Annotated in this window: 11 protein-coding genes; 6 read left to right on the top strand and 5 right to left on the bottom strand. The window is 35.2% G+C overall.

The features are described from left to right. The first annotated feature begins 76 nt into the window (after positions 1 to 76). Positions 77 to 2,803, top strand: a complete 2,727-nt coding sequence (locus tag WH188_RS25325) for a carboxypeptidase regulatory-like domain-containing protein (protein ID WP_168128461.1) — start codon at positions 77 to 79, stop codon at positions 2,801 to 2,803. 57 nt (positions 2,804 to 2,860) lie between these two features. On the opposite strand, the gene WH188_RS25330 is transcribed toward WH188_RS25325, so the two are convergent. Together WH188_RS25330 and WH188_RS25335 are read right to left on the bottom strand one after the other, a co-directional pair. Then, positions 2,861 to 3,862, bottom strand: coding sequence for a YihY/virulence factor BrkB family protein (locus tag WH188_RS25330; protein ID WP_021188696.1), 1,002 nt, complete (start codon positions 3,860 to 3,862; stop codon positions 2,861 to 2,863). A 69-nt stretch (positions 3,863 to 3,931) separates the two neighbouring features. Then, on the bottom strand, positions 3,932 to 5,698 hold the full coding sequence (locus WH188_RS25335; RefSeq protein WP_339424800.1) for an AMP-dependent synthetase/ligase: 1,767 nt from the start codon (positions 5,696 to 5,698) through the stop codon (positions 3,932 to 3,934). A gap of 190 nt (positions 5,699 to 5,888) precedes the next feature. On the opposite strand from WH188_RS25335, the gene WH188_RS25340 reads away from it, so the two are divergent. Further along, entirely contained in the window at positions 5,889 to 6,389 is a 501-nt protein-coding gene (locus WH188_RS25340; protein ID WP_132844099.1) for a hypothetical protein, read from the top strand. A gap of 56 nt (positions 6,390 to 6,445) precedes the next feature. On the opposite strand, the gene WH188_RS25345 is transcribed toward WH188_RS25340, so the two are convergent. Next, positions 6,446 to 8,179, bottom strand: coding sequence for a M61 family metallopeptidase (locus tag WH188_RS25345; protein WP_168128463.1), 1,734 nt, complete (start codon positions 8,177 to 8,179; stop codon positions 6,446 to 6,448). 207 nt (positions 8,180 to 8,386) lie between these two features. On the opposite strand from WH188_RS25345, the gene WH188_RS25350 reads away from it, so the two are divergent. Next, on the top strand, positions 8,387 to 9,253 hold the full coding sequence (locus WH188_RS25350; RefSeq protein WP_132772058.1) for an N-acetylglucosamine kinase: 867 nt from the start codon (positions 8,387 to 8,389) through the stop codon (positions 9,251 to 9,253). A 9-nt stretch (positions 9,254 to 9,262) separates the two neighbouring features. Beyond that, positions 9,263 to 9,781: a glutathione peroxidase gene (locus tag WH188_RS25355; RefSeq protein WP_132772090.1), complete on the top strand. Its 519-nt coding sequence runs from the start codon at positions 9,263 to 9,265 to the stop codon at positions 9,779 to 9,781. 212 nt (positions 9,782 to 9,993) lie between these two features. On the opposite strand, the gene WH188_RS25360 is transcribed toward WH188_RS25355, so the two are convergent. Further along, complete coding sequence (locus WH188_RS25360) at positions 9,994 to 10,578, bottom strand: thymidine kinase (protein WP_168128464.1); 585 nt, start codon at positions 10,576 to 10,578, stop codon at positions 9,994 to 9,996. Positions 10,579 to 10,817: 239 nt separating this feature from the next. Here WH188_RS25360 and WH188_RS25365 point away from each other — a divergent pair, with 239 nt between their 5' ends. Continuing rightward, entirely contained in the window at positions 10,818 to 11,861 is a 1,044-nt protein-coding gene (locus WH188_RS25365) for a hypothetical protein (RefSeq protein ID WP_168128465.1), read from the top strand. A 31-nt stretch (positions 11,862 to 11,892) separates the two neighbouring features. Here WH188_RS25365 and WH188_RS25370 read toward each other — a convergent pair whose 3' ends face one another. Further along, positions 11,893 to 12,519 (bottom strand): hypothetical protein, encoded by a 627-nt coding sequence (locus WH188_RS25370; protein WP_168128466.1) that lies wholly within the window; start codon positions 12,517 to 12,519, stop codon positions 11,893 to 11,895. Between the two features lie 125 nt (positions 12,520 to 12,644). Between WH188_RS25370 and WH188_RS25375 the strand changes: the two genes are divergently transcribed. After that, a complete protein-coding gene (locus WH188_RS25375) occupies positions 12,645 to 12,950 on the top strand; it encodes a YbaB/EbfC family nucleoid-associated protein (protein WP_045756141.1) in 306 nt (101 codons plus the stop codon). Positions 12,951 to 12,952 lie beyond the last annotated feature (2 nt).

The raw sequence follows: 12,952 nt of genomic DNA on the forward strand, positions 1-12,952 counted from the left end.
AAACTTGTGATACTTCCGATATCTAATTAAAATTGAATATATTTATCTATTCTATTTTAATTACCAATAGTATTAGATGAAGTATATAAAATTATTGACGCTTACGATGGGGGTTTGTGGAGTAAAGCATGCCGTTGCCCAGACAACCGAAGCTACACTACCTATCAATACAATAGTCGAAAGAGTACAAAAGTTATTTCAAGTATTTCCTGTTGAAAAAGTGCATCTTCACTTTGATAAACCATATTATGCGGTAGGTGATACGTTGTGGTTTAACAGTTACTTATCACGCAATCTTGCGGAGTATGAACCGAGTAAGGTTACATATGTTGAGATTCTTAATAGCAGAGATTCGCTGATTCAAACGTTAAGGATTCCGTTGGATAAGGGAGTGGGAGATGGTTATCTTGTTTTGGATCCGCAGTACCTGGCGCAGGACAATTATCGATTTCGAGCGTACACGAAATGGATGAGTAACTTTTCATCGGATTATTTTTATAATAAAGTGGTTCCTATTGGAGATGCTATTAGTAAAAAACTAATCACTGATATTACATTTGTTAACAATGATCAGAATGCTGCTAAAAGTCAGGCTGTTATTCAATTTAGAGATGCTGTTGGTAAGCTATTGATTAATTCGAAAGTGAATTGGTCTATGATTTCTGGATGGGAAACCATTGCTGATGGCAAAGGTGAAACGGATAATATGGGTAAGGTCACTGTGAATTTAAGTGCTAAAGATAAAGAAATCCTGAAAAAGGCATATCTAGAAGTCTCACTTCAAGAGAATAAGAACGACAAGCCACTAAAGAGTACATTTTCCTTAAAAAATGCCTTGTGGGATGCCGATGTTCAATTCTTTCCTGAAGGGGGTGATCTATTAGCTGGAATCGCTAAAAACGTTGCTTTTAAGGCTGTTTCTGCAGATGGAAAAGGTATAGCTGTTAAAGGCCGTATCTTGGACGGTAAAGGAAAACAAGTCGCAGAATTTTCAGATTTAGGCTTAGGTATGGGTTTTTTTAGTCTTTTACCTCTCCCAAATGAAAAATATGTAGCCTCGATTACATTTGCTAATGGTCAGGAACGAAAGTTTAAATTGCCGGAAGTGGTTCAGAATAAAGCGAATGTTGTTTTTGTAAAACAAGATGAAACAAATCTGAATATGGCGATTGTGACGAGTGAAGAAGATTTTGCTAAAAATCCAAATCAATCGTTCTATGTGCTGGTACAATCAAACGGTCATCTCGTATATGCGGCACAGGCGAACTTGAAAAGTGCAACAGCATTGATTACTATTCCGAAGGAACGTCTTCCTAATGGTATTGCTCAAGTAACCTTGATGACCCCCGCAGGTAAGGTGATCAGTGAACGTCTTACTTTTGTTAAAAGTGAGAAACTACTGGATATCAATTTAGCGGTCAATAAGGAACAGTTTAAAGCGAAGGAAAAGGTTAATCTGAAACTTTCTGTACTTAATAACGGTAAAAAATACCCGGGTAGTTATTCCATTTCTGTTATTGATGAATCTAAAGTTCCTTATGATGATAATCAGGATTTATCAATTGTCAGTAATTTCTTGTTGACTTCTGATCTGAAGGGATATATTGAAAGTCCAAATACGTATTTTGATGAAAAGAATGTGAATCGCGATAAAGCATTGGATGCTTTATTAATGACACAAGGATTCCGTCGATTTGATTATCAAGACCTGGTGGCTGAGAAACTTCCTGTACTATCATTTATGCCTGAACAGGGAATTGAGATTGGTGGAACGTTAAGACTGAACACGGGTAGAACTGTGCCGAATGGGGGCTTACTCTTATCTATTCCTTCTAAGAGTATTCGTAAAGATACTTATACAGATGATAAAGGGCGTTTCCTATTTAAAGATCTTGTATTTACAGATTCTTCAAAAGTTACTGTTAATGCCCGGGGAAATGATAATTACCGCAGTATGGTGATTAATATGGATCAGACTTATTTTCCGGAGATTGATAAAAACAATGCTTATAAGAATAATTTTGTCATGAATATTGATCGGGCAATGGTTCCGTATCTAGAAAATAGCAAAAAGGAATATCGTAAATCTATTCTTTTGGATGAGGTCGCGGTTACTGGTGTGCAGAAAAAGGTGATCACCAACAGAGATTTTCCTTCCATTTCAGGATTGTCGATGCCTGAACATCGTATTGATGCAGAGCGTTTATCGGGATGTAATGTATTGACGATGTGTCTGAACACATTGTTGACTGGTATTACTTACGATTCGCAGACGCAGAAATACTATGTTACACGATCTTATAATAGTGGAAGTCGGGTGCCCGTTCAATTTTTCTTAAATGGAATGGCAATCGATGAACCAGGATTAAATAGTATTAATGTTCCGGATATTGAGGGAATTGAGATTTTCCTAAAGGATGACCTCGGAACTGTTTCCAGAATGTACCAGAATAATGGGGTTGTGTCTATCTATACGAAGAAAGTAGAGAAAAAACCTAGAATGTCATTGACGGAAATTGAAAAATTATTACCAAAATCAAATGTGATTGATCTGTTTCCTTTGGGTTATATAAAAGAAAGAAAGTTTTATGAGCCAAAATATGAAACACCAGAAAGTAAAGCTGTGAATGATTTGAGGACAACAATTTATTGGAATCCAAAAGTTAAGGTTACTGAAACGGGTGAGGCTGCTTTAGAATTCTATAATGCTGATGGAAATGGACAATATAAAGTCATTGTGGAAGGTATGGATGAAACAGGTAATGTGGGTCGAAAAGTGATTCGTTATAACGTTACTCCATAGGGAAGTAATCAATATTATTATAGAAGGGTGCATTTTGTTATAAAGTGCACCCTTTTTTTATTTTAGAACATGAAGAATTTCTCCTTCTTTGGAATCGGCTTCTTCGCCAACTTTTTTAATGCGTTCTGTTTGTTCGATAACAACAGCGAATGAGGAAGGTTCAATACCGCCACCTAATTTTTGAGCATAGAACTTGGTGAATTCAGCGCCAAAATATAAAATTGCTGCAGAGTAGTATATCCACAATAACATAACGATGATCGAACCTGCGGCGCCGTACAAACTTGCTGTAGAGGATAAAGTCAAGTATAGTGATATAAAATAGCGACCTAACATGAATAATAAAGCTGTGAAGATTGCTCCACCAAGTATATCTTTAAATTTCACCTTTGCATCTGGCAAAAATGAAAATATGAAGCCAAAGAGCGTCGTGATAATGATAAACGTGACACTGGTATTGATCCAGTCAATTAATGTAATCGGGATAAAAGGAAAATATTGTAGCACAAGATTTGTAACTGCTGCAATGACGCCATTGATCATTAATGAAGCGATAAGAAGGAAACCTAATGCAATAATAATCGAGAAGGAGATGAGCCTGTTAATGATTAATTTTAACCAGCCTTTTTTTGGTTTGGGTTTCACTTTCCAGATTTGATTAATAGAATCCTGAATGTCGACAAATATCGTTGTAGCACTAATAATAAGGGTTACAATACCAATAGTAATTCCTAAATTAGATTTATTTTCAAAGTTTATTTTTTCGATAAAGGATTGAATTTGTTTTGTAACATCTGCTCCGAATAAGACCATTAGCTCATCAAAAACTTCCTTCTGTCCAGTAGTTTCTTTACTCAAATGCTGTCCATAAAAGAAACCGATACACCAGATCACGATCATCAATAATGGACCAATAGAAAACACCGTGTAGTAGGCTAATGATGCACTTTTTTTCATGCAGTTGTCGTCCATAAAGCCATTAAAGGCATCATAAACTAATCTTAAAACTTGTTTCCAGTAGGTAGGGGTCAATAAATCTTTAAAGTATACTTCTTTCATAATATGATGGCGGATAAACAAATTTTATTTCAAAAATACCCTCTATTTTTTAGATAGAGGGTATTTTTTCTAATTTTCCTGATAGAGCTTCTCAATTTTCTCATCAAACTCTTTGAGAATGACTTTTCTTTTTAAGCTTAATTTTGGTGTTAACTGACCATCGTTGATGGTCCATTCTTTAGGAAGTAAGATAATTTTTTTGACTTTTTCCCAGTGACCGAATTCTGTAGATAACCTGTCGATTTCTTGATTATATTTTTCGATTACTTTTTGATTTGTAACGATCTCTTCTTTGGAACCTACAGGAATGCCTTTATGTTTCATCCATTTTTCGATTTCTTCAAAAGCGGGAACGATTAAAGCTGATGGAAATTTTCTATTTTCTCCCACGACCATAATTTGTGCAATGAGGGTAGATTCCATTAGTTTTGTTTCAATAGGCTGTGGTGCGATGTACTTGCCACCTGCTGTTTTGAACATTTCTTTTTTGCGGTCTGTAATTTTCAGAAATCCATCAGTCGATATTTCGCCAATATCGCCTGTTTTGAAGAATCCGTTTTCATCAAATGATTCTTTTGTTGCTTCATCATTTTTGTAATAGCCAGAGGTGACACTTGGTCCTTTTACTAAGATCTCTCCATCTTGAGCTATTTTTACTTCTAAATTTTTCAGAGGCCGACCAACTGTTCCGAATTTGATACCCGTGTCAAAAAATGTGTTGACTGCTATAACTGGAGATGTTTCGGTTAGACCATACCCTTCTAATACTTTCATATCAGAAGCCCAGAATACACGCGCTAATCTTTCCTGAAGAGCTGCACCACCAGAAACAATAATTTTTATGTTACCACCAAGGGCTTCTTTCCATTTTGAAAAGATTAATTTTCGAGCAATGGCTAATTGAAAATTGTACCAAGCGCTGTTTTTTGTTGGCTCTTGGTAACGAAGGCCAAGGTTTAATGCCCACATGAACAGTGATTTTTTGATTCCAGTTAAGTCTTTTCCTTTCGCAACGATTTTATCATATACTTTTTCGAGTACCCGCGGTACAGTGGTAAAAAGATCCGGTTTAACTTCGTTGATATCCACAACAACATTGTCCAGTGTTTCACAAAAATAGATCTCTATACCTTTTGAATAATACATGTATACAACCATCCGTTCAAAAATATGACATAAGGGTAAAAAGCTGATCGCTTTTTTAAAATCGGGTCTTATGAGATGGTAGCAGGCGAGTACATTACTTAAAATATTTTTATGGGATAAGTATACTCCTTTCGGTTTACCGGTGGTACCTGATGTGTAGATTAACGTGAGTAGATCATCTTCCTGTATAGCGTCATTGTAAGGCTTTAGATCTGTATCCAATGTTTCACCAATTTGATATAAGGATTCTAGATCTTTATGATGTTCAGTCTTCTCAAAAGTATAGAGCGGAATTGTTAATTGATGATCTTTTAATGCTGTGTCAACACGTGCAGCAAGCTCGGCATTACTGACGAATATCAATTTAGCTTCTGCATCATTGACAATATAGGATAGGTCCTGTGGAGCTAATGTAGGATACAGCGGTACAAGTGCAATACCCAATTGATTACAGGCAAAATCAATGATACTCCATTCAGGACGGTTTCCGGACATCAGCGCAACTCGATCTCCTTTTATTAAGCCGATACTTAGTAGCGCTCTGCTGAGACTATTTATTTTATCAATGAATTCACTGGTCAAGTAGGTTTTCCAACGACCATTTTTATCGCGTCCAGCAATAATCGTTTTATCGGAGAACTCGGATTTATAATTTGTGATGAGGTCAAAAATTCTACTTTGTTGTGCCATAATGAAATATTTAAAATATTTGCTTAATTGGTTTATTACTAAGTATTCAAATACAATCTAATATATGAAAAATGTTTTGATGTACATTTTTTATATTTAAAATTGTTAATAACAATTTAGTATTTGCGTCGTTTAATTATTGATATTAACTTTGAACGAATAAATTGAAAAACAAATAGGCACGTTAAATATGAAAAAATTATCTTGGATCTTTGGAGTGACAGTTGGCTTATTGGGCGTATCGAACGAAGCTTCCGCGCAATTAGATTCAAAAGGGGCAATTGGGGCTCGTTTTGGTTCTGCTCAGGGAATTACCTATAGACATACACTTTCAAATGACCGAGCTTTCGAAGGGCTTTTGAGCATTCAGAGCAACTCAAATTATAGACGTTTTAGAGTCGTTGGATTGTACGAATATTATAGGCCTATATCAGGTGGTTTTAATTGGTATTATGGATTTGGTGGTGGCCTGGGGTCTTATAAGGAAAAAGACAAAACGATTGATGGAAAACGTGTTGAATATGATTCGGAGCTGGCGCTTAGTATTGATGGAATTATAGGGATTGAATATAATATTCCTGAAACTCCTTTCCAGGTTTCTTTGGATGTTAAACCTTATTTTGATTTCTTGCAATCGAGTACTATTAAGCTTATAGATCCAATCGGTTTTTCATTTCGATATAAATTTTAGATATCCTCTAATATAAAAAAAGGTCACTTGATAAATCGAGTGACCTTTTTGCATTTTTATGATAACCAGAATTCTGCTAATTGTTTTTGCTTTTCCGATTGTTCTTTGAGGGGTTGTATACGGAATAATTTTTTATTGGCCGCCCGTATCTCAATTTTCAGTTCTTTTATAATACCATCTCTTGCTATTAAAATATCTAATATATCTCCTTCATTGCTATGCTGCATAAAATAGTCGTATTCTTTATCTTTGAGGTCGAGTCTGATGCCATTGATGGCTATTAATTCATCACGGACATTTAATCCTCCATCCCAAGCTCCCGAACCTCGTTCTACTGCAGTAACGGTTTGAATCCCATCATTTTTTTGATGACTTATTCCAATTCCTAAAGTTTTGCTTTCGGCATTAATGTCTATGATCTCATAACCTACTAGGTTGAAATATGCATTATAGTCAAGTTCACCATTTTCGTGTGCAGCTTTGAAGATATCGGAAACGGATATACCTGTAAATTCTTCTACGAGTCGCTGAAATTCATCTTCTTCAAAACCCCTGTTCTGATCTAAATAGAAATGGTTATATGCTTCTTTTAATACATGATCTAATTTTTTTGTTCCTTTTGAAGCTGCTATAATTTTTAAATCCAGCAACACCGTGAGCATAGCTCCTTTATTATAATAGGATATACTTGAATTAGGTGAATTTTCATCTTGTCTATAATATTTGATCCAGGCATCAAAGCTTGCTTCTGCGGCTGATTGTATGTGATGTCCAGGACGATTCAGTACTGTTGTGAAATCATTTGCTAGTAGATTCAGATATTCTAGTTCTGAGAAGAAACCACATCTTTTGATGATCAGGTTATCGTAGTATGAGGTAAAGCCCTCCATAATCCACAGCCCCGTGGTGTAATTTTCCTGATCATAGTTAAATGGTCCCAATGCTTTGGGACGAAGTCGTTTAACATTCCATAAATGGAAATACTCATGGGCAATTAGGCTGAGGTATGTCTTGTATGATCCTTCATTACTATATGCTGTCCTTGATGCTCCCAGTACGGTCGAATTGAGATGTTCTAATCCTCCCCCTCCGGATTGGTAGTTATGGGTAATGAAGACGTATCTTTTATTGGGGTTAGAACCCCAAATGCGGGTTTCTTCTTCGACTATTTTTTTGACATCGGCACTTAATCGTTCTTTGTCATAAGTACCACCACCTACCATGGCAAATTCATGCTCTACGTTGGAAGCTTGAATGGTCCAAATATCTTGATTACCGACTTCAAAGGGTGAATCGTAAAGAATATCAAAATCGGGTGCATAAAAAGTATGCGTATCGATTTGTTCAAGACCTGTTGAAATACTGCTCCAGTTTTCAGCGGGTCTGATGGTAACAGTTACTGGGCTGTCAATGTTGCCGTCTATATGTAAAAAGGTTGCAGTCGGTACTATAAAGGCATGCTCGTCATTAATAAAATTAGTACGTACGGATGTTTCAAAACCATAGATATGGTAGTTGATAACAATTGAGCTTTTATTTTTGGTAAATATACGCCAAGTATTTTTGCTTATTTTTTCATATTCTACTTGATCTTCAACAGAGAATCGTTCTACTTGTTTAGAATATTCGCGTACTAGGTAGGATCCTGGAGACCAAACGGGCATTTTAACATCAATAAAATCAGACTGAATTTCTTTGATGGACATTTTTACGGCTGCGTAATGTGCTTGAGGCTCACTAAAGGAAACATCAAAATGTATTTTTGACGTATAATTACTTTTTTCAATCATTTTAAAGCGTTAAATAACTGATAGCTATACCAGTTCAAAATTTATTTGTGGTATGCAAAAGTACAAGGTTATGAGGGTTATACAAAATTATTTGACGTAATGTTTTGTAATGGTAGGCCATTTTATTTTATGGCTACATCTTTGGTTAATTTAAACTTGAAAATTTTGTATATTTGATACGCTCGATGTAGCATAATCTTATAATTTATGATTTTAGTCGTTGATAGCGGTTCTTCTAAGTCAGACTGGAAATTAGAGCTTCCAGATAGTCCACCTTTGTCTTTTTCGACAAATGGGCTTAATCCTTTTTTTGTAAACGATAAAGAAATAACCCGAGTAATTAAAGAAATACCTGAGATAATACCTTATGCGAATGAAATAACGGAACTTTATTTCTATGGCGCAGGTTGTATATCTCCAGATCGTAGGGAAATGGTTTCCAATGCGCTGACTCCTTTGTTTGAAAATGCTTTTATTTCGGTTGAGAACGATCTTGTAGGTAGTGCTTTAGCGACTTGTGGTACTAATAAAGGGTATATTGCCACATTGGGTACTGGCTCTGATATTAGTTTTTTTGATGGACAGGAGGTGCAACCCTCTAACCATGGAAATGGATATGTGCTGGGAGATGAGGGATCGGGTGCCTGGTTTGGCAAAAAGTTAATTACATTGTTTCTTTATGGTCGATTGCCTAAGGATCTGTCAGAGAATTTTGCAGAGAATTATCGCATAACAAAGGAGATCGTTATTAAGAATGTGTATCAAAAGGAGAGACCGAATGCTTATTTGGCTTCATTTGCACCATTTTTATCTGCGAATATTACGCATCCGTTTATAGATGAAATTATTCGTTCGGGTTTCGAGGAATATGTACAGACTTGTGTATTAACTTATCAGAATTATCAGGATTACGAGTGTCACTTTGTGGGATCAATTGCTTATTATCTGGATCTGATATTACGTGATGTCTGTAATGGATATAATATTAAAATTGGAAAAATATTGAAATCACCGATCAATGAATTGTTTGATTTTGTGATAGAAAGAGAAAAAAGTTCACTTATTAATTTTTAAAATAACATGATGATTTTATCAACGATTATTGCTTGTTTTTCCATGATATTTGGAAATCCTAGCATTTACGATTATAGTTTTAAAAGTCTCGATGGTAAAGATGTTAAAATGTCGTCTTTTAAAGGGAAGAAAATTTTAATAGTCAATACAGCCTCAAAATGTGGCTTTACTAAACAGTATAAAGATCTGCAAGCATTGTATTCGGAGTATGGAAATGATTTGGTGATCATTGGGTTTCCGGCGAACAATTTTGGGAATCAAGAACCTGGTACGAATGGAGATATTCAGGAATTTTGCGAACAAAACTATGGTGTAGAGTTTTTAATGGCAGAGAAGGTTGAAGTAAAAGGTGATCAGATTGATCCTTTATTTAAATACCTGACTTCGCAAGATAATCCGGATTTCAAAGGTGATATCAAGTGGAACTTTGAAAAGTTTCTAATCGATGAGAACGGAAAGCTGGTTCATCGCTATCGTTCGGCAGTTAATCCACTTGCAGATGAAATTGTCAATTGGGTGAAGAAATAGAAATTGAGAAACCAGGAAGTAAATCTTCTTGGTTTTTTTTGTGAAATTAGATTGTAAAAAAGAAAGTCCACCTTGGGAGGGTGGACTTTAACTAACCAATTATAAACCTAAATTATGAAAAGTATTTTGTAGCTATTACTAGCTGTTATTATCTTGTTATTATAGTTATACAAAGGTAATGCCAAAATATGCCATCATATATTAAGTAAATGTTAATAATTTGTTAAATTATAGTAACATCTCCTGCATCTTGCTTCGTAAGCTTCTTTTTCACCCAAAAGGACTGTTTTTGTATCTGTAGAAGTCCTGAAAGAGTAATTTGCTGGCGCTCCGCATTGCATGCATACGGCATGTACTTTTGTTACATGTTCGGCAATTGCCATTATATGGGGTATAGGACCGAAAGGTTGTGCTTTAAAATCCATATCTAGACCTGCAACTATGACACGAATTCCTTTATTTGCCAAATTGACACATACCTCTGTCAAACCTTCATCAAAAAATTGCGCTTCATCTACACCGACAACCTGAGTATCATTGCTCAGTAATAAAATAGAAGAGGAGTGTTCAACAGGGGTAGATGGTATACTGTTGCTGTCGTGCGAAACAACTAAGCGATCATCATATCTTTTGTCTACTGCTGGTTTGAAAATTTCGACATGGAGTTTAGCATATTGTGCCCGTTTTAGTCTACGGATGAGTTCTTCGGTCTTACCGGAAAACATCGAACCGCATATCACTTCGATACTCCCGTATACTGGGCCCCTTTGTGTGAAATTATGTTCAGAAAAAAGCATTTAAATGAATTAAAATCAATAAATTGAATATTACTTTCAATCAGTATTAAATCTGATTTTTTAAATAAAATAATACTACTTATGTCCTGCTAATATCAGAATTTAATATTAAATTTGAGTCTATAAAAGCTACAATACTTAACAATAAAGTATAAATCAGTAAGTTGAAAATGAAGTTTTATTCCTTTTGTAAAATTTAGTGTTTTACTGGAATTACGAACAATGAAATGTATTAATTTATGGTTACGAAACAAAATTTATTTGATAAAATAGGAGATTTATTGCAGGAGTTGGAAGCGCAATATCTTGCGCTTTCAAAGGATGGCTTTGAAGATAAGAAAACTGATTTAGCTCTTTTTGAAGCTACCGCACAATATATTGCCGCTCAGATTGGTGTTTTAAAAGCACAGAATCTGTTGGGTATAGCTCAGAAAATTGAAAGAGCTGATGAACCTGCGGCTCCAAAAGTAGTGCATGACCGGATAGAAGAGGAGAAAGTTTCTTTTAATAACTACTTTACACCTCCTTCCAATTTGTTTCAAAGTGTTCCTGAAAAGAAAGAAGAACAACCTAATGTGGTAACTGAGGTGGTAGATCAAACAGCTGATATCAGTTTGAATACATCACAGAAAGAAGTTGCCCCTGTCGAAGATTTAAATTTGAAAGAAGAGCCTGCCAAAGAAGAACTTACTCAAGAGGAGGTCATTCCTGAAGCAGAGAAAGTGACTTTTGACAACAGTATCCCTGAGCCTGTGTCTGCTACTACTCAAGAGGATAAACCACGAGATCGTGTAACTCCAACATATGAAAAAGAGGAGGCAAAGCCTCAACAGGTAGCTGTTAATCCGGTGGAACAAGAGAAGCTAGTTGTTAATGAAGTTATTGAAGAATCAAAACAAATCTTGATTGAAGAAGAGATTCGTCCAGATGTGGAGCAAGAGACTCCTTCAAGACCGTTAACGTTAAATGAAATTATTTCACAACAGAAAAAAGCTGGTGTACAAAACCGGGTTTATGAGATGAACAATGCCTCCGGAAATTCGGGGCAGGTTAAAGATATCAAATCGATCATTAATTTGAATGATAAGCTACTGTTTATTAAGGATCTCTTTAATGGGTATAGTTTAGCTTATAGTGAAGCTGTTGAATTATTGAACAGATGTAACGATTATGCGGAAGCGGATGCTTTTCTGCAAACGAATTATGCGGTTAAAAATAGATGGGTTGAAAAACCACAATCGGTTGAAAAGCTGTATTTATTGATTCGTAAAAGATTTGCATAAAAAAAAAGCTGACTTCAAGTCAGCTTTTTTTTTATTGTAATTGAAACTGTATCCAGGTATTTCCCTCTAAGCCGTAAAAAAAATATTTGGGCTGCAGTATTTCCGCTAATGTTTCTAATTCTAAGCAATAGTCAGCTCCCGGAGTTTTTCCAAATTCCTCCTTATTGATTAAAAAAACTTGATTTAGCTTAACGGCATTACTATCAGACCAGTTTGTGTCAGATAATAGTGCGGGAATTTGTGCTATTGTTAATTCTTCTGAATTGATAATAATAACTTTATCTGCTTCCGAAATGGTGTAAGTAGGTATACCACCTGCTATTTTAATACACTCTTGTAAATAGTCACTGGTATTGATTACGGCAGGGTTGAGGCCATCTAAAAGAATTACTTTAGGGCGATCGCTTGCTACAATAAATTTCAATTTATGAATGATGATATGAACTTCATCATCCAAAATTTCTAAAAGCTCTGCGGTTTTTTCATCCTTATTTAATAGTCTTCCTATAGACTCTGTATAATTTATAATATCATGACTCGTGACCAAATTACTGGATAGGGTATAGATTTGCTCTAAAATATCCGTTGGCAACTGCGTTTTGTCTACTTCATATTGATTCAGAATAGCTTCAACTAAAATTTCTTGATTGCTTTGCATGATGCAAATTTACAAATGATGATTTGATTTGCGAATTAAATTGAAAGGTTATTTTGTCATCTATGATTTGAATTCAAATGTGTAAATTGCATTATATTTAGAATTGTTCATTTAGATCATATATTATGTTTGATAAATTATTCCAAGCGCAACAAAAAGCACAAGAAATTAAACAAAGATTAGATAATATTTCTGTTTTTGGAGAAGCTGAAGGTGGATTGATAAAAGTAGTTGCAACTGCTAATAAAGAAATTAAAGAAATTACAATTGATCCGATCTTCTTGAGTAATGCGGATAAAGAGGAACTGGAAGAATTGCTTGTCGTGGCTTTAAATAAAGCGATGGTCCAAGCTGAAAATGTGAGTCAATCTGAGATGTCTGCTGCTAGTCAAGATATGCTTGGTGGTTTAGGAGGCCTATTTAATCAATAGTT

Source organism: Sphingobacterium sp. MYb388, assembly GCF_037479535.1.
Classification (GTDB): Bacteria; Bacteroidota; Bacteroidia; order Sphingobacteriales; family Sphingobacteriaceae; genus Sphingobacterium; species Sphingobacterium anhuiense.